Annotated in this window: 16 protein-coding genes; 13 read left to right on the forward strand and 3 right to left on the reverse strand. The window is 40.0% G+C overall.

Going from position 1 to position 23,255, the window contains the following annotated elements:
- Positions 1 to 87: 87 nt before the first annotated feature.
- The 3 genes from AB4140_RS00130 to rplY all read left to right on the forward strand — a co-directional run bounded on the left by AB4140_RS00130 (position 88) and on the right by rplY (position 2,689).
- Positions 88 to 1,515, forward strand: coding sequence for a murein L,D-transpeptidase (locus AB4140_RS00130; RefSeq protein ID WP_371999287.1), 1,428 nt, complete (start codon positions 88 to 90; stop codon positions 1,513 to 1,515).
- Positions 1,516 to 1,665: 150 nt separating this feature from the next.
- Entirely contained in the window at positions 1,666 to 2,214 is a 549-nt protein-coding gene (locus AB4140_RS00135; protein WP_102439896.1) for a DUF882 domain-containing protein, read from the forward strand.
- Between the two features lie 187 nt (positions 2,215 to 2,401).
- Positions 2,402 to 2,689 (forward strand): 50S ribosomal protein L25, encoded by a 288-nt coding sequence (rplY, locus tag AB4140_RS00140; RefSeq protein ID WP_076539958.1) that lies wholly within the window; start codon positions 2,402 to 2,404, stop codon positions 2,687 to 2,689.
- Positions 2,690 to 2,756: 67 nt separating this feature from the next.
- On the opposite strand, the gene AB4140_RS00145 is transcribed toward rplY, so the two are convergent.
- The 3 genes from AB4140_RS00145 to AB4140_RS00155 all read right to left on the reverse strand — a co-directional run bounded on the left by AB4140_RS00145 (position 2,757) and on the right by AB4140_RS00155 (position 9,017).
- Positions 2,757 to 6,701 carry a translocation/assembly module TamB domain-containing protein gene (locus tag AB4140_RS00145; protein ID WP_371999290.1) on the reverse strand — a complete coding sequence of 1,315 codons (3,945 nt, stop codon included), beginning with the start codon at positions 6,699 to 6,701 and terminating at the stop codon, positions 2,757 to 2,759.
- Complete coding sequence (locus tag AB4140_RS00150; RefSeq protein WP_102439895.1) at positions 6,701 to 8,497, reverse strand: autotransporter assembly complex family protein; 1,797 nt, start codon at positions 8,495 to 8,497, stop codon at positions 6,701 to 6,703. Before AB4140_RS00150 ends, AB4140_RS00145 begins: the two co-directional genes overlap by 1 nt.
- A 352-nt stretch (positions 8,498 to 8,849) precedes the next feature.
- Positions 8,850 to 9,017, reverse strand: a complete 168-nt coding sequence (locus tag AB4140_RS00155) for a hypothetical protein (RefSeq protein WP_198590501.1) — start codon at positions 9,015 to 9,017, stop codon at positions 8,850 to 8,852.
- 180 nt (positions 9,018 to 9,197) lie between these two features.
- On the opposite strand from AB4140_RS00155, the gene AB4140_RS00160 reads away from it, so the two are divergent.
- The 10 genes from AB4140_RS00160 (at position 9,198) to hrpA (ending at position 22,908) form a co-directional block, all read left to right on the forward strand.
- Complete coding sequence (locus AB4140_RS00160; protein ID WP_371999292.1) at positions 9,198 to 9,344, forward strand: hypothetical protein; 147 nt, start codon at positions 9,198 to 9,200, stop codon at positions 9,342 to 9,344.
- A 243-nt stretch (positions 9,345 to 9,587) separates the two neighbouring features.
- Positions 9,588 to 10,616, forward strand: coding sequence for an isoaspartyl peptidase/L-asparaginase family protein (locus AB4140_RS00165; RefSeq protein ID WP_371999294.1), 1,029 nt, complete (start codon positions 9,588 to 9,590; stop codon positions 10,614 to 10,616).
- Between the two features lie 793 nt (positions 10,617 to 11,409).
- Positions 11,410 to 12,003 carry a hypothetical protein gene (locus AB4140_RS00170; protein WP_102439886.1) on the forward strand — a complete coding sequence of 198 codons (594 nt, stop codon included), beginning with the start codon at positions 11,410 to 11,412 and terminating at the stop codon, positions 12,001 to 12,003.
- 80 nt (positions 12,004 to 12,083) lie between these two features.
- Entirely contained in the window at positions 12,084 to 12,485 is a 402-nt protein-coding gene (locus tag AB4140_RS00175) for an ACT domain-containing protein (RefSeq protein ID WP_102439885.1), read from the forward strand.
- 270 nt (positions 12,486 to 12,755) lie between these two features.
- A complete protein-coding gene (locus AB4140_RS00180; RefSeq protein ID WP_303445942.1) occupies positions 12,756 to 13,682 on the forward strand; it encodes a GGDEF domain-containing protein in 927 nt (308 codons plus the stop codon).
- Between the two features lie 260 nt (positions 13,683 to 13,942).
- On the forward strand, positions 13,943 to 14,242 hold the full coding sequence (locus AB4140_RS00185) for a hypothetical protein (protein ID WP_303411286.1): 300 nt from the start codon (positions 13,943 to 13,945) through the stop codon (positions 14,240 to 14,242).
- A gap of 598 nt (positions 14,243 to 14,840) precedes the next feature.
- Positions 14,841 to 15,764 (forward strand): transporter substrate-binding domain-containing protein, encoded by a 924-nt coding sequence (locus AB4140_RS00190; RefSeq protein WP_102439883.1) that lies wholly within the window; start codon positions 14,841 to 14,843, stop codon positions 15,762 to 15,764.
- Positions 15,765 to 15,770: 6 nt separating this feature from the next.
- The gene (locus AB4140_RS00195; protein ID WP_102439882.1) at positions 15,771 to 18,101 is read left to right on the forward strand and encodes a bifunctional diguanylate cyclase/phosphodiesterase; all 2,331 of its coding nucleotides are present in this window, start codon (positions 15,771 to 15,773) and stop codon (positions 18,099 to 18,101) included.
- Between the two features lie 432 nt (positions 18,102 to 18,533).
- A complete protein-coding gene (locus tag AB4140_RS00200; protein ID WP_076539977.1) occupies positions 18,534 to 18,950 on the forward strand; it encodes a CBS domain-containing protein in 417 nt (138 codons plus the stop codon).
- 82 nt (positions 18,951 to 19,032) lie between these two features.
- Positions 19,033 to 22,908, forward strand: coding sequence for an ATP-dependent RNA helicase HrpA (gene hrpA / locus AB4140_RS00205; protein ID WP_371999297.1), 3,876 nt, complete (start codon positions 19,033 to 19,035; stop codon positions 22,906 to 22,908).
- Positions 22,909 to 23,255: the final 347 nt, after the last annotated feature.

Here is a 23,255-nt window from a genome sequence, read left to right on the forward strand (position 1 = left end):
TTAACAGTGTCATATTTTATGTAACACAAGGATGGTATTTCTTTGCCATACTCAAAAGCTCGTAGTCAGTATTTAGGAGGATAATTCATGGTGAAATGCTGTTTTCATCGAGTTGCGTTATCTTTTGCAGTGATATTATTCTTGTATTTTACGCCAATGACTAAGATTGCGGCTTCGGATGCGGTTTATAACACCCTTGCGCAACATGTATTATTGATTTCGTTGACTGACTCCAGTGTTCAATGGCAAGCATATTTAACGATTCTGCGCCAGGGTACAGAGGCTGAAAAGCTTGAATATATCGACACAATACAAAATGAAGTTGATAGGTTTTGGGCTGATAAGTCTGTTGAACTGCAGTATCGCAATCTTGCTTCCAACGCTTCACTTCAAAAGAAAGTTTTTTCTTTAGAGCCTCCGGTAGATGATTACTTGAGAGTTCTTAACCATATTAGACGATTAATGTGGCTTGATAACCGCCATGAATGGCAGCCAATTGTCCCCGGCGGTTTTTTACGGCCTGGCGATAGCCATCAGACTATCAGTGCTATTTCACAGCGTTTATGGTTACTTGGGGACTTATCATCTCGTTCAGAAGCGCAACATATTTATGATGACACTATAGCGAACGCGGTGGTGTCATTTCAGCAGCGTCATGGCTTAAAAGCCGATGCTGTTATTGGTCCCAATACCTTACATTGGTTAAACCAAACACCTAAACAGCGCGCTATATTACTTGCCAGTAATTTTGTGGCTAAAACCAGTTATCAACATCAACTGTCAGAGCGTTATTTATTGGTAAATATTCCCGCCTTTGAAATGGTGCTAGTCAATGATAGTCAAATCGCCATGACCTCTCGAGTAATTGTCGGCAAGGCCTATCGAAGAACCCCTGTGATGTCAGGACAAATATCCAATGTGGTCATTAATCCTACTTGGACAGTACCTAAAAAGCTGTTACGACGGGATATCTTGCCTAAAGTGGCTAAAGATGGTGATTATTTTCGCGATCGACAATTTGATGTTTTTGATCGAGCTGGGATTAAAATTGATAAAACCGCTGATGAATGGCAAATGGCCGCAACTGCAGCCTTTCCATATCGTTTGGTGCAGCGACCCGGGGAAATTAATGCGTTGGGGCGTTATAAATTTCATTTTAAAAATGATCTGAATATATACTTACATGACACACCAGATAAATGGCTTTTTAATAAGGCAAATCGAGCGCTTTCATCGGGCTGTATTCGCATTGAAAAAGTGCAGCAATTGGCTGAGTGGTTCGCGGATAATGTGGTAATAGATAAACGCACTTGGGCGCGTATGCAGTCTAATCAAAAAAATACTCAATGGTTTTCGCTGTCACAGACCATTCCTGTGCATATAGTGTATTGGAATGCTTGGGTTGGTGAAGATAACTTGGCCCAATATCGAAATGATATTTATCATTTAAATAACACAGATAAAACAGTAGTGGCAAATAATGCAACAAGCCCATTACAGTTGACGTCACGTTAAGTGCCTGACCTTATTAGAAGTTGCTAAACTGCACATGATTTATACATAACTTATGTTCTTTTAGAGTTGCTATTGTTTGCCATAAGCTTTAAATTCATCCTCGTTTGTGCAAAAAGTGCACAGTTTGAATTTTTAAAAAGTGGTGAGTTAATGTCGTTAGTTTGTCCTTCGCGTAGGCAGTTAATCCTTGGAATTAGTGGGGTGGCTGTCGCTTCAATGTTTTCTAATTCCGCTCAAGCAAGCCGATCTACAATAGGGCAGCGTGATCTGAGCTTTTACAACCGTCATACTGGTGAGCGCGGGCAAGGCAGTTTTTGGGTTGATGGTGAATATCGCAGTGATACCTTAACGCTTTTTAGCAATGTATTACGTGACCATAGACAAAACCAAGCGGCGCCGATGGATAAGCGTTTATATGAAATCCTGTATAAGCTTCAACAGACACTGAATAACTCAGATGAAATTCATGTGATTTCTGGTTATCGCTCTCCGATCACCAATAATATGTTAGCGGCCAACAGTAATGGTGTTGCCAAGAAAAGTTATCATATGAAGGGAATGGCAATGGATTTAGCCATACCCGGCATTGCTCTTAAAACCTTACGTGATGCAGCAATGTCGTTAAAAATGGGCGGGGTTGGTTATTACCCTCGTTCTGGTTTTATTCACCTTGATACTGGCCCGGTAAGAAGCTGGTAAAACCCACGGCCTGATATTTAGCATGATTTAAAGGCTATATAGTTAGTTCATGTGGATAAAATTCCGGCGTGATGCTTGTTGACGCTATTTAGCTGTGTTAGAATCCGCGCGCTTAGTTTTATAACGAGCACGAGTTGTTATTGGTCGAAAATAACAACAAAAATTATTTTATATAAGTGAGAATTACATGTCTTATACTATCAATGCTGAAATCCGTACTGAAATCGGGAAAGGTTCGAGCCGCCGCCTACGTCATGCGAATTTAGTTCCTGCTGTAATCTACGGTCCAGGTAAAGAGCCTATTTCTATCAAATTCGCTCAAAAAGATATCATCAACCAACAGTTGAATGAAGATTTCTACACAAGCGAGTTAACTATCGTAATCGATGGCAAAGAAATTAAAGTTCGTGCACAAGCTGTACAGCGTCACGCGTACAAAATGCTTATCGAACACATCGATTTCAAATTTGCTTAATTGCTAATTTGAATGAAAAAAGCGCCTTAAGGCGCTTTTTTTGTGACTAAAATTTGGTTTGTAACGCTTAATCAATATCAAAGCTATAGTAAATATCTAAGGATTGATTTAAGTTGCCTGATACGGTTTCTAGGTAAAGCTGTGAAAAAATATAATACCTTACCGTCATTTCATAGCCGGGGTTAAAAACACCAATACCGTATTTCACCATCAAGTCTTCGCCAATATAACCGCTAATGGCAAAGCGTCCTTCATCGTTGGCATCAAGTTGTACATTAGAAAAGCCCATTTTTTCAATTAAGCCCGTCGCTGTTGAGCCAATGTTGTTCATTGCGCCGCCGCCAAACTGTGAGCCTAAGCTTAACGCCGCGCTCATCATTAAAGCATTATTTTGATCATTACCAGAGTTCGCAAAGCCTGTGCCGGTGACTATGTAGGATAGAATTTCGGCTTGCTCTTTGGCAGGGTTTGAAAACAAGGTCACTACTGGCTGCATGGCTGTGCCTGTGACTCTCACGCCTGCGGTGAGATCTTCATCTTTGATTTCTTTTACTGCTTCAATATTTAAGTTGGGTACTGAGCTTGGGCCAACAAACTGCACTTCACCAGTACTGATGGTTAGGGTTTGCCCCATAAATTTATAACTGCCATTATTCACTTTAATATCACCAAATAACAGCGGTGGTTTGAAGGCTTGTTGCTGTAGCAATAATGTTCCTTCTAACTTGCCGTTTAAGCCCATGCCATCAATGTTAAGGTTCTTGCCCACATTAATATTGAGATCGGCGACGATAGCGTAAGGGCTGACTTTTTCTTCTTGTTCTGAAATCGAGTCTTTAAATACCACATCGCTAGATATCGCTACACCACCCTCAGCTAGTTGAACTAATGTAATTTCCCCGCTAGGAATATCGACAGTGCCCGTGATCGCCAGCTGATTTTTACTAAAGTTAATTTTTACATCAGGAGTAATATCCAATATTGCGATAGGGGGCTGAATAAAGGCGAGCTTTTTACCTTTTATATCAATTTCACCATTAAAGTTACCCTCTGGCCAAGCCAACTTACCATTGATATTTGCCTGGCCTTTCCCCATGGTTAAATCGCCTGTTACATTACCTTGTTGGCCAGCGAGCTCCATTATTAAATTGATATTTTCAATCAAAGTCGGGTTGTTTGTAGTGGCAATAGCTGCTTTTGATAGTGTCATTTTGCCACCGACTTCAGGCTCATTTAAAGTGCCTAATAAGGTTAAATCAGTGGAAAACAGTCCTTGTAATGTCGCCAGCTCAGGGAAGAAGCCCTGTAAGCCAGTTAAATCTAACTCGTCAATATTGATATGCCCTGATAGCTCTCTTGAAGGCTGGGTGCTGATGTTAACTTGGCTGCTGATATCTGAGATGCTATCTGCTTGCACTGATAATTGACCCGTTAGTTGCTGCTCATCTAATGTGACATGTAAGTTAACTAAGTCGTAAATGATATCGATGCGATCATTCTCTGAGCGCTTTAATTCTAATTTGCCCTCAGATAAGGTTAAATCAACATCTGCTTGTAACTTTTCAACCTCAGACCAATTCAGTTTGGCATCAAGGCTAGAGTCACCAATCCATACCAAGCGTTCGGGTAATATTGGCTGCAGTAGGCGGCCAGGTGTGCCTTGTGCAAGAATATGAATATCCCCTTGGGTACCAAAATTTGCAGGTTCAATCAGGCACAGGCTATTGCTGGGGTGATTAATGCAAAAAGGACTGGCGCTGCCAAGTTGATTGAGTTGATCCCAAACGATCGTGATGGGCTTATCTAACTGCCAATCTCCGAGCATATTGGTTAAGGATAAGGCGTTAACTTCAGTATCAAAGCGTTGTTTATCTGCCGTGTATATATTGCTCAATTGGGTGTTAATGGCTAGCTCTCCACCCGTAGACAGTTGCAATGTTTGCTGGCCAAGATCTCCTGAGGCGATTAGCTCTACGTCAGTTAAGTCCAGTTCGCTCCAGCTAAAAGCAGTACTGGCGAGATTCACGCTAAATTGATGCTCATTTAACGGTAAGTAGTGACCCGTTAATGTCAGTCTGTCGAGCTTCATATCGGCAAAATCAAAATCGGCCACTTGGCCGTTAATATCAACGATAGGTTGTTTGGCATCGCCAGTGACATCGATTTTTGCGGTAATTGACCCTTTACTATCTGGTAGCCACTGGCTGATGTCAGGTACATCAAGTAATGCATCTACATCCCATACTGTATCTGCTTGACCATTGATAAGTAGGGTTGTGCCGAGGGCTTGTGCTTGTAGGTCTTTGGCATTGATGGCGAAGTTATTATCAAATTGTACCTGACCTTTAACGCTAAGAGGGTACTGATTTAAACTGCCGCTTAAATCACTGTCTACAATATTTACTTCCCAGCTAGTATCAGAAACCTTACCTGTGGTGGTTAATATCCCACTGATGTGGCTGCTAAGCTCGGTGAGTTCATAAAGATAATCGATTTTTTCTAGCTGTAAATCAGTGGTGTCGAGTTTGGCTTGCCAGCTAAAATCATTGCCCCAATCAAGACTCGCTTGACCTGCGATATCCCCCGCATCTGAGCTAATGACAATATCTGCAATATCCACATTGGTATGTGATAGCTGCATTGCGCTATTAACTTCAAGCTGCGGGTGATAGGGGCTGAGGAATTGCCCATCAAGGACAACATGTTGGTGGTTGAAGTCACCGGTACTTGATAATGTTTTGATATCAGTGACATAGTCAGGCTTAATCAAAGGCCACTGAATTTGGGCTTTGCTTATATCAATTCGATAAGGCATTTCGGGCTTACTCAAAGTGATATTTGAGTCAAAATTAATGGTAAAGTCACCTTCAGCGGCAAGGGTAACGGCTAAATCATCAAAGCCGTTGTGTGCACTGAGTTTGATTTTTTGCTGGGTTAATTCAGGAATTTCGGCCACATTGTTAAGGCTAAAATCGGCGTTAATATTCATTGGGTAATCGTGATTTAAACGGATATCGCCTTCTAATGTTGCCTCACCGTAATCATGAGTGATGGCTAATTGCTGCACATCAATTAAGTCATCAACATAGCTGCCTGCTAAGGTTATTTTTGCGAAATCATCGGTTCTTGCTCCCAAGACCATCACGCTGTTATTACTAATCAGTTGTTCAAGGTAAATAGGGAATGACATATAAACCACTGGTAATGCTGCCATAGCCCAGTCGTCATTTACCTCAGTGGTATTGTTCGGCGCTGCAACATCATCACTGGCAAGAGGAATATCAACCAGCAAACCGTCACTATAAAGGTAATTAACTCTTAAGCCTTTGCTATTCCATAGTGCTTTGCCTTGCAAGCGGCTGGCGTTATAGCGCATGTCATTTACGCTGACCTCAACTGAGTTTAAGTCTAATTCGTTAAGGCCAATAACTACAGGTAAAATCAGCGGTTCAGGTACTTCATCTTTACTTTCATTAGTTTTATCAGTGTTAGCTGGCTGATTATCTGCTAATGCAGCTTGAGTTGTTCGAGCGTTTGCAACGGTACTTTCACTAGGCACATCATCGGCAAACTCATCAGTAGCTACTCGTACCCGCACGCCACTTGCGTGTAACTTATCGACACAAATTTGCTTGTTAAACAAACAGGTTGGCAGCCAAGATAAGCTTAAGTCATCAACCTCTACCGCTACGCCATCCATTGACCAGCTTGCATGGTTAAATTCGAGTTGCTTATTGATGGTGCCAGAGCGTAAGTCTAATGCGAGATTGGGCACAAATTGATTGGCTAACATCACTGACATACGTGCGCCGAAAGGCGTGCCAATGAGCACTGCTAGCAAAATTAAAATCAGCAGTGGAATATAGATAATCACTCGAGTGGTATGTTTGAAGTATTTCCATAATCGCGCCCAAAGCGTTAATGGCGGCTTTGCTGGCACTTTATCTAGTGGTGTAGCGTCATGGGCTTCATGGTCGTTATGATGCTGGGGTAGCTTGGATTTTTCTGTCATTACAAATCCGTCCCCATGGTTAAATGAATTCGCCAAGATCTATCGACCGTTTCTGTTTCTTTCAAGCCGACACCTAAATCGAATCTAATGGGCCCGATAGGAGAGATCCAGTGAACGCCGCCGCCGACGGAGGCAATAGGTTCAAATGTTTCTGTATCAAAAGCGTTACCCGCATCCACAAAGCTGGCAAGTCGCCATGTGTCAGTTAAATAAAATTGATACTCTAAACTGCCCACCATCAAATAACGACCGCCGACAACCTGACGTGACGTGCTACCGTCTTCGTTGGTGTATTCAATGAATGGCCCTAGCTCTTGGTAGCCATAACCGCGAATACTCTGATCGCCACCGGTAAAATAACGTAGCGAAGGTGATATTTGGGCGATATCGTCACTATCAGCAATGTTGGCGCCTAAGTCGAGTCGGGCTACAAAACGATGCCGATCGAAAAAGGTATCAATCCATTTAAAGTTAGCTTCAAATTTTAACAGTCGAATTTCAGAGCCTAAATTAGGGTCACCATATTGCATACTGTAAATATGACGGTAGCCCGACTTGGGGTCTAAGGTGTTATCGCCGCGAACGGTTTTGCCAATACCAAAGCCTGCAAGAAGGAATTTTGAATCGTAATCAATATTGGATTGATTATAAAGCTCTTGGCTATATTCAAGTGAATAACCAAATAGCCATTGGTCGGCTAGGGTTTGTTGTCTGATCACCCCGAGTAAACGTTTCTCTGACTCTAGCTGGCCAGTGTAATCGTAGCTTCTATCTTCTTCATTATAATCTTGGGTAACGCCATATTTATCTCGCAGTAATCCAATCTTAAATTGTAGCTGATCATCTAACGGGTGCTTTAACGGAATAGTATAGGTGGTTAAAAACTTAGGCCTGTCAGGTGACCATTCCATAGTAGTTTCTTGAGTATGGCCATAGCTGTTAATTTGCGGCATCCGCCAAGTGAGCCTGACCCTTGGCTCAATGGTTTTTTCGGCATTGGTACCAATATCGGCACCCAAACCTAATTCAAATGAGTGTGTTGGTCTTGGGCTTAAGTCAACTCTGATGGGGACATCGACGTCGGTCATGGCATCAACTTGTGGTAACACTTTGATATTACTAAAGTAGCCAGTATCGATAAGGTTGCGGTTCAATCGATTTAACCGCCGGGTTGAATAATTTGAATTGGGTTTAAACGGGATGAGTTTTTTCATGAACTCATCATTGAGAGTATGACCATGAAACTCGACGTTACCCAGTTGATAGCGTCTACCTGAGTCATAATGCAAGTGGATTTTAGCGGTATTCACATCCCGATTAACCACCACTTCAGCCCGTGAGAATTTTCCATCGAAGTAGCCTCTGGCCATAGCTAATGTAACCAGCTGATTTTTTAACTCTTGGTATACGCCGTGATCTAACACATCACCAGGTTTGATAGTTAACTGATCAAGCCAACGATTAAAGCTGTTATCTTCAATCATTTGCTCACTGAATTTAATGTCTATCCACTGAACAATGGTAGGCGCACCTTCATCGATATCGATGTTAAGTTTCCAGGGGCCCTTGGTCGCTTCTTCAACGTTAATCGATACTTTTGCGTGATAATGGCCGATGGATTCCAGTGCGGCGTTAACATTGTCTTCTACAGTAAATAAATAGGCTCTGCGTTGTACTTCAGAATCGGGGTTATTGCCTAAATGCGCTTGGATATTTTTGGTTAACCGTCCTGATGCGCCCGTTACCTTGACCGTTAACCAGTTATCTTTTGCCCAAGCGAAATTAGGTACCATCATGACAATGGCAGCAAAGGCGACAACGCAATATTGAAAAGATTTAAATAACAATTATAGGATGCTTATAAAGGCCATAAACTCATACTGTATTGTCGCTAGAATATGTGAAACAGGCAAGTTGTGGATTGAAATTAACCTTTGAAATGCATAGAAAGAATCGTCTGATTAAAGCATTAATATAAAAACCAGTCATTCCAGTGCTCGGCTTAAGATAGGTTTTGGCCATGCAAGGTCAAAGCTACCTTGATTTTACCTTAATGTTGGAGTTATTTAATCGTCCAAATAAAAAAGCAGAACTAATTACTGTTCTGCTTTGTTGTTTAGTGTTGGTGAAGCTATTAAATTAAGGTTTTTAGAGTTGTCTTAACAAAGAGAATGCTTGTTGAGTACAATCTCGAGTCACCACAAATCCCACCATGTTATCGGCGCTGTCATAGCCTTTAGCGACAATCCCTTGTGATTGAACATCAATATTCCAACGTGATACTGAGGCTGCATCAGTTTTACCACCAATTTGAATCGGGTAATTAGGGGGGGAACCTTGACCATCATATTGGGCAGTTTCACGCTAGTCACTTCACCCAATAAGGTTTTTGCTAATGCAGACGCACTGATTAAGGTCGGTTGTAAATACGCTTTTACTTGCCCTTCAAATTCAGCGCAATCCCCTAAAGCGTAAATATTAGCATTAGACGTTTGCATGAACTCGTTAACACATATGCCGCGGCTAACCTCAAGCTTGGCAAGTTATTTAGCTAATAGTGAAAAACTGACTGCGATCGCCAAACCGCTGGGCATGAGTGCAGGTAAATTACATCGATTAATGAAGCGGCTTAATTTAAAGTAAATAATGCCTTTATTAATCTAAAACGATTTAAGGATTTCTGTGGGTTCAAAATTACCCGTAGGGTGGAATATGGCGCATTTGTGCTGGCAGGGCTTATTATCATGGCTTCGTCACTATCACTATCTCAAAGTGATGAGTTGCAGCTTTGATTAATATTACTTTTCCCATAGAATCAATTCACTTAGAGTATAATTTAGGGCTATAACTTAGACTGTAAGCCCCTTGATAAATATGAGAATAACAATGAATAAATTAACCATGTTGTCATGTATCACCTTGCTGGTTTCGTCTTTTGGCAGTGTTGCCAATGACAAGCCGTTTGCCATTGCGATCCATGGCGGAGCAGGCACGATAAACCCCAGTAGTTTTACTCCTGAGCAAGAACAAGCCTATCGCGCTAAATTAAAAGAGGCCGTTGATACGGGTTATGTGGTGTTAGAAAAGGGCGGTTCAAGCCTTGAAGCAGTAACTCAAGCTATTAATGTTTTAGAGGATTCGCCATACTTTAATGCAGGCAAAGGGGCGGTTTATACCCACAATGAACAGCATGAAATGGACGCCTCTATTATGGATGGAAAAACCATGAATGCAGGCGCTGTATCGGGGGTTAAGCACGTTAAAAATCCCATTGATTTGGCGCGTTTGGTGATGGATAAATCAGTACATGTGATGCTCTATGGCGAAGGCGCTGAAGAGTTTGCCTTAACCCAAGGGGTGCCGCTGGTTGCCAATGAGACTTTTAATACTCAACACCGCTATGAATCATTGCAACGGGCTAAAGCTAAAATGGAGCAAGCAAAATTAGATAATAAAGACTATATCGCTTCCCATAATGCACTCGATGTCGAATTTAAAGTGGGCACAGTGGGCGCGGTAGCTCTGGATAAAAGTGGCAATATTAGTGCGGGTACATCAACAGGCGGCATGACCAATAAGCGTTATGGTCGTATTGGTGACGCACCCGTTATTGGCGCAGGCACTTATGCTGAAAACGGTGTCTGTGCAGTATCAGCAACTGGCCATGGTGAATATTTTATTCGCTACCATGTGGCTGGGGATATTTGCGCCAAAGTGAAATACCAAGGTAAATCCATTATTCAATCTGCCGATGAAGTGATTAATCAGCGCCTTATCACTGCGGGTGGCACCGGCGGGGTTATCGCTATTGATCATCGCGGCAATATTGCCACACCATTTAATACCGAAGGTATGTACCGTGCGACCCGTAAAAAGGGTGAACAAGCCCAAGTGATGATTTGGCGAGATAAGTAAGCCCTTTAGTGCGTTTTTTAATACAAGTATTAAGCACTAGCTAAAAAGGCATCAAGTATTCACTTGGTGCCTTTTTTCTTTTAAGCCTTGTTTAAAACTGTTTAAAACTGTTTAAAACTGTTTAAAACTGTTTAATGTGATTGTGCTTGATTATTAATCACTTGAGGCGGGCAAATATTCCCTTTATCTTAATAGGGTTATTCAAATGTTGAGCTTGTGGTGAATTGTATTAGCAAGATCAATGCTAATAGGTATTACATAAGCGTGAGTCAGCGGTAAGCGATTAAAGTTTCTATAGTGCAAATAGAAAGTGATTGATGGTAACTCGTTAGCTGTTGTTGGACTATAGTTAATAATTCTATTTTTGAAATAAAATGGTCGTTGCTTTGTGTTTTTGTTGCAAAGTTTACAGCTTGTTTTGTTACTGCTTTATGGCTGTTGTACATAAGTATAAAAGTCGAGTTTATATGAGCTAAGCCTCTAAATTATCCGTGAGTTAGATACACAAAACCGTATAGTTATACTGAATTATGATTATGTACCAGCCTCAATAACAAGCTAGCTAAGCACAACACTAAACATAGGTTGTGAGACACAAGCTAAGTAAATGAATATTGAAGGTAGGCGATTAATGGGAAAGTCATTTTTCACATTGAATTTGAATGAATACACGCAAGTTGTGATTTGAAGTAAAAAGGCTACAAATACCTAAACGGCGCTGTTAGCCAGTAATGCAAAGACGATATGTAGTATTTAGGAATTTCTTTAAGATTAAGTATTATTAAGGCTAGTTATGAAAGTGGTTAAAGATGGTGTTTACGAGACGGCAAAAATGAACGTTGTGATTGAGGCTAGCTCTGTCATTAAAACATTCAAAAAGGTGAAGGATTACAAGAAGCGCTACTTCAGAGAAAAAATAGCCTTACAACGATTAATCGGGCTCGATAATTTCCCAAAACTACTTCATTTCGACGATGAAAATACCACGCTGACCATGAGTCGTTTAAAAGGTACTGCACCAGAAACCTTATCAGTGAAACAAATTATCCTGTTACGGGAAATGGTTGCCAATATGCTCGCTCAAGGTGTCGCGCGCCATGCAATGCCTGTGCGAGATTTATTAGCAGACAGTGATGAGAACCTGGGCATGGTTGATTTCGAAAGAATTACATTTCGAAGCTTTGAATGGTCGCCAATTTGGTTGATTGCCAAAAAGGTCAGTCATTACCATTTATATCGTTTAATACGAACTTATCAGCCGCAACAATTAACTGAACAAGAATATGCTTTTCTTGCAAAAACTGACACTATTCGTGATTATCTAATGAAGCTAAAACCATTAAAATTAAAACTAAAAAACATGTTTAAAAACCGCAGTAATAAGTAAGTATTAACTTGCCCCGTGATATAGCGATTTATGCCAAGCTTTAGGTTTAATAATAGCGTGTCAGCAATAGAGGAGTCATCATGTCAGGTATTACAGAGTTAAATGCACTATTAAAGTCGATGGAGCCACAACTGCTGCCAGCAGAATTTGTGTTCTGTACGGTTTCAGGCGCGTTAGTTGATTATATTTCCCTTGATCCTGTCGCCACATTTTGTGAAGCAGAAGGATTAACGCTAGTGTTGGATAAAACTGCCGCCCAACAAGCTGGTTTAGGGTTTGAAGGCTCATTTCGCCAAATAACGTTAACAGTGCATTCAAGTCTTGAAGCTGTAGGGTTAACCGCGGCGGTATCTGCCAAATTAACGGCTTATGGTATTAGTGCTAACGTCATTGCGGCTTATTATCACGATCATATCTTTGTTCCATCAGCTAAGGCCGAGTTGGCTCTTTTAGCCTTAAAAGAGTTTAACGCAGTCACTTAAAGCAATTCTATCAACTTGCTTTAAGTGAGTTGGCCATCGCTACTATATTTAACTTAGCGTAGTATTAAACTGCCTTGATACGATTCAACAAACTGCAGCTAAAGTTGCAATTGCTAATCTAGGTGTTAATGTTATTTTTAAATCTTTGATTGGTATGGATCATAGCTTGAATTGTGATAATTCGAGCTTTGTTTAAAATGGATAAAGGCTGAGAAGACATCTTGCTTCGACGTTTTATAGCTTATATTTAACTAAAGGATTAAGCTAATAATGATAGGTAAACACAATAAAATGTCAGGGAATGACTATTTTCTTTTCTTTTTAGAAAGCAGCTCAGATTTTATTTATTTTAAAGACAGTGATTTTCGATTTACCTATGCCAGCAGACCTTTTCTGGATCTTCTGCAAATAAAAAACCTTGAAGATATTATCGGAAAATCAGACTTTGATCTTTTTGATGAGGAGCATGCCGCTCATTATCGACAGGTTGATAAAGACATATTAGCGGGTAAAGTTATTGATTCATTGCAAGAAACTTATTTTGATCAACATGGGAAGCTGTGCTGGATAAGCACCAGCAAAACCCCGATTTTTAATGATTCTAACGAAATAATAGGCATGTTTGGGATTAGCCGAGATATCACCCGAATAAAAGAATTAGAAGCGGAAACAACCAAGCTTGCCCAAACTGATAATTTAACCGGATTATGCAACCGTAACAGCTTTTTACAGCAGTCAAGATATACACTCAACCTTGCTCAGCGTAGCGGGAGCCATGCTTATTTATTCTTTATTGATGTAGATAGGTTTAAAGGCATTAATGACACCTATGGTCACCCATGTGGCGATGCTATTTTAAAAGAGATAGCGAGTCGCTTACAGCTTTCATGTCGAAAATCAGATTGTATTGCACGATATGGCGGTGATGAATTTTTAATATTGGTGACCGAAAATGATAGTTTAGGCATCCAAACTTTAGCTCGCAAAATTCATGAACTCAACAGTGAAACAATTACATACGAACAAACTACTTTTAATCTGTCATGCAGTATTGGGGTAGCCAAATTCCCAACAGATGCAGAAAATGCAGAAGGTTTAATAAAAGTTGCAGATGATTTGATGTATGAAGCTAAGAAATTAGGAAAAAATCGAACAGTGTTTTCACCTCAAATCGTCTTTACTTCAAATGATAACTAATGGGACGGTAAAGTCATTGGCTAGTCCTACCTTGTGCCTTGCTGGGTTAATGTGGCAAAAATGCAACGCAGTAATTAAAGTCGCTGTGATTTTTATATGAAGTCTCTATATCAGCAATTCATGCTATGACTGTTATAGCCTGCCATCGCTTAACTCAGCGCTTAATTGACCTGATCCATTAACTGCTCCATGCTATTGCCAATTAATTTAAAAGCCCTATTACAGCAATCTAATTATTCAATCTGCTGATGTTGTTAAATTTGACTACACTAAATACTTCGGCTACAGACTTTATTGGCATTGCACGAACTATGGCGGTAGACCCTGATTTTCCCAATAAGTTAATTGAAAATCCAAACTATGGCATGCCGCTAACTGTTCCAACTACTGGCAAACCTGCGCTAGACAAAATAGGCATGGTTGGACTGGTGTGGTATGAACACCAAATGTGGCGTATCGCCGCAGGTAAAAAAGCCGACCCCAAATTAAGTGCCCTTGGTGTGGTGTTCAAAACTATTCTAAGTGCTGGTTTACATGCGTTTAAAAAGCGCCGGGCATAGGCAGAAAGCACATAAAAGAACAGGGCTTTATTCATCGATGTCGTGACTCTACCCTCAACGAAAATGTTGCTCGGACATGTTGTAACGTCGATGAGTTCAGCTCACATTTATGTAAGCGGGGCATGTTAAATTCTAAACATCGACCCTAAACTCTAAACATTAGCTGAGATAGGTAATGGATTAGATTAAAGCAAGAACAATTAAGTACAGCTTTGGCTAGCCTCGAGCATAATCATCGAGCTTTCCATTTCGGGAAGCAAAGCCCTTTATAATGATGTGCTAATCAAATCTCTGATAAATTTTATTTTGAATATCTTGTATTAGCTTTTTATCTCCTGTCTGTATACATCCTAAGTAACCTTCTGTTTTTAAGTTATTTAATTAATTTTAAATGAGCCTAAATTAATATTTTTTGTCAAGAAAGCATGAAGCTAAAATAAGTTTTTGTTACTCCGGGAACAGAAAATAATTGACTGATGAACCATAATGTCATTTGAAGTGACATTGTTATCAAAGATAACAAGATGAATATCGTCTATATTGATGTGGTGAGTATCTATTTGTATTAAGTGGGTAGTTTAAATTAGTTGGAAGTAAAATGTTAAATAAAAGAAGCCATATAAACTTATTAAATACATTATGGTTGTTTTGTATTGTTATTTTTAGTCCTCAGTCTCTTGCGTATGATCTTCAAGAGGTTAAGGAATCAGGGGTGCTCAGGCATATTGGCGTTCCCTATGCAAACTTTGTCATTCAATACCCACAAAACGAGAAAACAGTCCTAACAGGTCTCGATGTGGAGCTTATGCAAGGCTTTGCAGAATATTTAGATGTTGAATATCAATTTGTTGAAGCATCTTGGAGCAACCTAATTGGTAAAATTAATGGCCAAAATGCAATCTTTGTAGACAAAAATATTCAGTTAGGATCAAAAGAAGCAATACAAGGCGATGTTATTTCTAATGGATATACCATTCTTGATTGGAGGACTCAACTTGTCGATTTTTCCGAAGTGTATTTTCCATCGGCAGTATGGCTAGTCGCGCGGACAGATTCTAGCTTACAGCCAATTAAGCCTAGTGGTTCGATTACTACTGATATTCAAACGGTAAAATCAAAGCTTTTGGGAAGAGATGTTTTGGCAATGAAGCAATCTTGCTTAGATCCAGATTTATATAATATGGCGCAAACAGGGGCCAATATTATCTTGCCAGTAAAGGCGCGCAAGCTAAATGAAATGGTTCCCGCTATTCTAAATCAAGATGCTGAAAGTACCTTGCTTGATGTACCAGATACACTGATTGCACTGCAAAAGTGGTCGGGCGAAATAAAAGTCATTGGCCCAATATCTGAAGAGCAGCGTATGGCTGTCGCATTCCGTAAAAATTCACCTGAATTACGAAAAGCATTTAATACTTATTTTAAAACAACATTAGTTGACGGCAGTTACATAAAGTTAGTAAAAAAATATTATCCCGATGTCTTCTATTTTTATCCTCAATTTTTTGAAACGTTAGATTAATAGCTGATGAAAGTGATAAAGTTTTTTAGTACTAAAAGTATCATCATAATTGGTGCCGCTATTCTGATTGCGTATCTTGGGTTAATTCTTACTGTCACTCATTTTGGGCAGAGTAAACTCCAAAAATCTCAGGTTAACGTATTGCAGCTTGAGGTCAGTCAATATGTAAAAACCATTGAGTTTATTCTTTCAGTGAGTCAACAATATGTCATTGATTTAGAAGATGATAAAACGGTTAGTACTTTTTTTGCTAATCTCCATTCCGGTATGTCTATGGAGTATGGGCTTGGTTCAAGTTTAACTAATTTACAAAGGCAGTTAGGTTCTTTTGTTGTAAATAGTCAATTAGATGAGCATAAAATATTCAATCGTGTGGTGTTAATTGATTTGTCTGGCAATGCAATCGCAGATACTCATACTGATTTATTTTTTGATAAGGCGAACATTTCAAAGGAAAAAAGCCTAGAACAACAAAGTGAGATTTTTGTAGTAGAAGGTTCCAACGGATTAAAAATACAGTTACATAAAACCGTTTTTCATCAAAGAAAACCTGTTGGAGTATTTGTTGCTGACCTTAATTTACACTTGGTCATCAATCAACTTAAATTACAAAATACTGCTGACCGTCATAGTCGTTTGCAGCTGACAGCCCCTAATGGTAAATCATTACTCATCTGGGACTCTATTTCATCTGACAATAAAAATAATCTCACTTTAAAGCCTGAATTAGCCAATAACATTGCAATTGATAATGAAATTGCAGGTGTTGATTTGTATTTAGAGAGTTGGTTTGAACCTATTTTTGATCAAGATATTCTTACTTCTTCTAATTTCACTTTAATCCTTTCTTTTCTTGCTATCCCCTTGTTATTTGGTCTTTATTACTTATTGAAAATTGATAAGAGTAATACCATTTTACGCACTCAAATTAATGTTTCGGTTGAAGAGCAAGATAAATTAAGTCAGCAAAATGTTTTGTTAGAACGTGAAATAAAAAGGCGTAAACAGTCGGAAAGTCAACTCGCTTATCAAGCAACCCATGACGAACTTACCGGCTTGGTAAATAGGAATGTTAGTCATACATACTTAAGTCAAACTATTCAGCAATCACAAATAAACAACACTGAAATATTAGTCATGTTTATTGATTTAGATAACTTTAAGAAAATTAATGACACACTAGGCCATGCAGCTGGAGACGATATCCTTAAAATGGCAAGTCGTCGCCTACTTGATACCGTGTATGAAACGGATATGGTTGCCCGGTTGGGAGGTGATGAATTTTTACTCATTGCTCAGTCTCAAATGAATATAGGTAGAGCAACAGATCTGGCAACTAAAATTCTTAGTATTTTTGATGAACCATTTATCGTAAATGACTTTGAATTTTTTATAACGGCGAGCATTGGCATGTCTATGTATCCAATGGATGGATATGACCCTGAAACATTGCTGAAAAATGCAGATATGGCCTTGTATCGTGTGAAAGACTCTGGCCGGAATGACTTTAGTTTTTATGACTCAAGTTTAAATGAGTCTTTACAGCAGAGTGTTTTATTAGACAAGCGTTTACGCTTAGCCATTAACAATAATGACATTGAGATGTACTATCAACCGATTATTGAGCTAAAAAGTGGCAAAATTGTCGCAGCAGAAGCCCTTATGCGATGGCATGATAACGAGTTAGGCTTTGTTGCACCTGATATATTTATACCGTTGGCAGAAAAAAACGGTTTGATCCATCAACTTGGTGAATTGGCACTTTTGCAAGCTTGCTATAATACGGCAGAATGGCAAGAAATTACCCCAATAAATATAGCGGTTAATTTTTCTAGTGTGCAATTTAGGTATTGTAATGCTCTCCTCGAAAAAATTGAAACAGCCTTAAATGAGAGTCAACTCCCTGCAGATAAATTGACCATTGAAATTACAGAAAGTCTCTTGATCGATCATAATAAAGACTTACTTAATATGCTTAATAAGGTTGATAAACTTGGCATCGGTCTGTCTATTGATGATTTTGGTGTGGGGTATTCATCATTAAGTTACTTACAAAAATTTCCATTTTCAAAACTTAAAATAGACAAAGCATTTATGGATGGTTTGCAAACGAATGCAGCTAATCGGTCATTAGTGACAGCAATATTCGCAATGGCAAATGCACTAAATTTAAAAGTGATCGCTGAGGGAATAGAAGAGCCATATCAAGCGAAATATTTAGCCGATATGAAATGTGAATTTGGTCAAGGGTATCTGTTTAGTAAAGCGGTAACCGCTGATGAATTTAAACAGTTATTACTTAAAGATAAACAACACCCTTTAGGCTTGGTCATTTAACCAACGGATTATACATGGCTTACATAGTCATTTTATATGATTCAGCTAGACCCTTTCTAACTCCTATTGAATCTAGTCGTCATTCAGTGGTTTAGCGATTATCCATTTGCGACTATCCATTTGCGATTAACTGGCCAAAGGGGATAGCGAATCAAAGTGACCAAACGTGTCTATCTAAATATGAGTTTTAACTAACTTCTCAAGCGGACAAAACGTAAACTAAACTCCCCCATGTATTCACAAACACAAATTCCTGTTACCGCAATCGACTTATTCAATCTGCTGATGTTGTTAAATTTGACTACACTAAATAAGTGAACCGACAAATAGCAGTCACTGACGATCTCATTTTAGCCTGTTGAATTTAATGAATTAAGCTTCAGTGGTTCGGTCAAGCGTAAGCGCATAAAAACGATTTAAGGGGTAAATATTATGGATTCAATAAAAATATCTGATTATATGGATCGACAACCCGTACTGTTAAAAGCCGATATGTCACTGGCTACAGCTGTGGAGCATTTATTAAGCAACAAAAAAGCGGGCGCCGCCGTTATTGATAATAGCGGCGCATTGGTAGGCTTTTTATCTCAGCAAGATTGTATGTCGGTAATGCTTAAAAGTAGTTATCACTGCGATATGACAGAAACTGTGAAAGATTGCATGCAAACAGAGGTACTAACCGCATCGCCCGATGGCAGTATTTTACAACTTGCAGAGCAAATGCTGGGGGCGAAACCTAAAATTTATCCGGTAGTAGAAGGCGGTAAAGTGATTGGCACCATTAACCGAACCAATGTACTAAGTGCGATGAATTTGTACATGCAGCAATGTTATTTAACCCCAGCATAGGCAGGAAAAGTCTAAACTAATACCATTCAGTCTAGTTCCTTGCTAGGATCGCATTTTTTGAAATACTTGCTAGGAATTAGATTTGAATTCAGATCAACACCCGCTCTCTAAAGCATACCTAAACTCATGTTATCAAACCGATGCGGCTAAAATTCGTCGTCGGTTGTTTCAGTTAAACAAAGAGCCGCAATCTGAAAAGAAAGATCAACTCCTGGCTAAGTTATCAGAGCAAGCCGTTAAAGCGTTTGATAAAGCCCAATATAGGCTGAATAACATTCCTAAAGTGAGTTACCCTGACTCGCTACCTGTATCGCAAAAACGTCATGATATTGCCTCAGCCATTGCCAATAATCAGGTGGTGATTGTTGCTGGTGAAACCGGCTCAGGTAAAACCACTCAGTTACCCAAAATTTGTTTAGAGTTAGGCCTTGGTACCCGTGGCTTAATTGGCCATACCCAGCCAAGACGATTAGCCGCAAGAAGTGTGGCAAATCGCGTCGCTGAAGAGATAAACAGCCCGCTAGGCGAGGTTGTTGGCTTTAAAGTCCGTTTTGCTGATGCCATTAGTCCAGATAGTTACATCAAGCTAATGACCGACGGTATTTTATTAGCGGAATTGACCTCTGATAAGTTCTTGAATCAATACGATGCCATCATCATTGATGAAGCTCATGAGCGTAGCCTCAATATCGATTTCATTTTAGGCTACTTAAAACAAGTGCTTAAAAAGCGTCCTGATTTAAAAGTTATTATTACCTCAGCAACCATTGATGTTGAGCGCTTCTCGAAGCATTTCAATCAAGCCCCTGTCATTGAAGTATCAGGACGTACTTTCCCGGTTGAGACTCGCTACAGGCCATTAGTCCGTGATACCGATGCAGACCTAGATGTCAGTGACGGTATTTTTTCTGCTGTTGATGAGTTAATGGCAGAAGGCCCTGGTGATATCTTGATTTTCATGAACGGTGAGCGAGAAATTCGTGATACCACCGAAATGCTGCGTAAGCAAAACTATCGCGATACAGAAGTGCTGCCGCTATATGCGCGTTTATCCTATGGCGAGCAATCAAAAGTCTTTAAAAGTCATGTAGGCCGCAGAATTGTATTGGCAACCAATGTCGCTGAAACATCATTAACGGTACCTGGGATTCGCTATGTTATTGATCCCGGCACAGCGCGTATTAGCCGCTACAGTTACCGCACTAAGGTGCAGCGTTTACCGATTGAACCAATATCACAAGCCAGTGCTAATCAGCGCCAAGGTCGTTGTGGTCGTGTTGCGGCGGGTATTTGTATTCGTTTATACGATGAAATGGATTTTATGCAGCGTCCGGAATTTACCGACCCTGAAATCCTGCGTACTAACTTAGCATCGGTTATTTTGCAGATGTTAGCCATTGGTTTAGGCGATATCGCTGGATTCCCGTTTATTCAGCCGCCAGAAGAGAAACACATCCGTGATGGTTTCTTATTGCTTGAAGAGCTACAGGCGGTTAAAAAGCAGCGCAAAGATCTGGTGCTGACAAACTTGGGTCGAAATCTCGCTAAAATCCCGTTAGATCCTCGCTTAGCCCGTATGGTGCTTGAAGCAAAAGATATGAATTGTCTACATGAAGTGATGGTTATTGCTGCTGGTTTGTCGATTCAAGACCCACGCGAAAGACCCATAGATAAGAAGCAAGCGGCGGACGAGTGTCATAAACGCTATAGCGATAAAGACTCTGACTTTGCCAGTTGGGTTAATTTGTGGAATTACATTAAAGATCAAAAAAACGAGTTATCGGCAAGCCAATTTAGAAAGCAGTGCCGTGAAGAATATTTAGCCTATTTACGGGTACGTGAATGGCAAGATTTATACACCCAGCTTAAACAAGCCGTGCATGACTTAAAGTGGCGTTTAAATGATACCCCTGCAAGTTATGACAACCTGCATAAAGCCTTATTGTCAGGTTTGTTGAGTCATATTGGTTTTAAAGATGCCAATAACGAGTACCTTGGTGCCCGTAACCGTAAGTTTTTTGTGTTCCCGGGGTCACCACTGGCTAAAAAAGGCCCTAAGTGGATCATGGCAGCAGAGCTAACTGAAACCTCGCGTTTATTTGCTCGCTGCTGCGCCAAAATTCAGCCTGAATGGTTAGAGCCTCTTGCTGCGCATTTGATTAAGAAAAATCATATCGAGCCGCACTTTGAAGCCAAACCCGCCAGTGTTATCGCTTTTGAAAACCAAGTGCTTTACGGCTTAACCGTGGTTAATCGCCGCCGAGTGCAATATGGCCCGATAGAACCTGTGGAAGCGCGGGAGATATTTATTCGCAGCGCATTAGCAGAAGGGCAGTTACAAACCAAAGAACCGTTTTTTGTTAAAAACCAGCAGCTACTTAATGATATTGAATCCCTAGAGCACAAATCACGTCGCCGCGATATTTTAGTTGATGAACAAGTGCTGGTGGATTTTTACGAACCGATAATTCCGCAAGGGATTTATAACGCGCCACTATTTTTTAAATGGTGGAAAGAAGCCCGTAAAGCCTCACCTGAGTTACTTGATTTTAACCAAGAGCTGTTAATGCAGCGCAGTGCTGACCATGTTTCAGCATTGGATTTTCCTGAGATTTGGCATAAAGCCAACTTGGGCTTAAAAGTGAGTTATCACTTTGAGCCCGCGGCGGTTGATGATGGCGTGTCTATTCATATTCCTGTGGCGTTAATTAACCAAATTGATACTGCAGACTTTGATTGGTTAGTGCCGGGGTTACGCGAAGAAAAAGTAGTGGCGCTGATTAAATCATTACCTAAAACCCTGCGTCGTAATTTTGTACCCGCACCTGATTATGGCCGAGCTTGTGTACAAGCGATGGAGCCGTTTGCAATGCCAATGCTTGATTCTATGTGCAAACAGTTATTAAGAATGACAGGGACCCGTATTAGCGCTGATGATTTTGATTTAAGCCAGTTAAGCGCGCATCTGACAATGAATTTTAAAATTGAAGATGATAAACATCGCTTGGTAGATCAAGGTAAAGATCTCGATGCCTTGAAAGATAAACTGCAAGGTGTGGTGGCTAAAGCCATTCGCAATGTCGCTGAAGATGGCATTGAAAAGAAAGATATTACTACTTGGTCATTTGGCGACTTACCTAAGCAATATCAAAAACGCAGGGGCAACTATGAAGTTAAAGCATATCCAGCGCTAATTGACGAGAAAAGTCAGGTGTCGATTAAACTGTTTGATGATGAATTTGAGGCAGAGCGACATCATAGAGCAGGTTTAAGACGCTTATTGCTGATTAACATTCCGTCACCGGTTAAGCATTTACAAAAAGCATTGCCTAACAAAGCCAAGCTTGCGATGTATTTTAATCCGTTTGGACAAGTACAGTTGTTAATTGACGATATAATTTCGGCATCAGTGCAGCAACTACTTGATGAAAAACAATTAGATGTGCGCAATGAACAGCAATTTGAGCAAGCTAAAGATTGGGTTAGACAAGAGCTTAATGGCTATGCTGAACAAATCTCACTGCAAGTGGAGCAAGTGCTGACTATCTATCAACGCATCAAAAAACGCTTAAAAGGCAAGATCAGCTTAGATATTGCCTTTGCGATGAGTGACATCAACAACCAGCTTGATAAGTTAGTGTTTAGAGGTTTTGTTGAGCATTGCGGTTGGAAACGGCTCGCTGATGTCGGCCGTTACCTTAAAGCGATAGAGAATCGCCTTGAAAAGCTGCCTGTTGACCCAACCCGTGATCGCTTACATATGGTGAGCATTAGTAAACTTCAGGACTTACTTTCAGCGCAATTAGCCAAGGTACCTAAAACTCAACCAGTGCCAGAAGCACTGCTTGAAGCCCGCTGGATGATAGAAGAATACCGAGTGTCTTGCTTTGCGCAGGTACTTGGTACAGCTTATCCTATTTCTGAAAAACGGGTCGTCATGCATATAAAGCAGGCATGATGGGTGACTAATCCTGTTTGTTAAGTTTAAATACCAATAAAAACGCGTAATTTACGCGTTTTTTTATGGGTAAATTTTGCGCCGCCGCGAGTGACAAGTGTTTAAATGCCCTGACAGTGAAATCTGTTGTTGAAGTTAAAATTCTAACAATTTAATGCTAATTTGTGATCTTTTATGAAAGACTTTCAGTTTTAGGAGCGTAAAAATCGTATATAAACGAATATCTTGTATATTGAACATACGATTTGGTAAGTTTTTCGTAATTATTGGTATCATTAAAAGTGTTGGCTTGCTACAATTAGCCTTAAGAAGACCGATGGTTGCGCTTCTCTGTATTGGTAAATGTC

The sequence above is a fragment of the Shewanella sp. 10N.286.51.B2 genome (assembly GCF_041469265.1).
GTDB lineage: Bacteria > Pseudomonadota > Gammaproteobacteria > Enterobacterales > Shewanellaceae > Shewanella.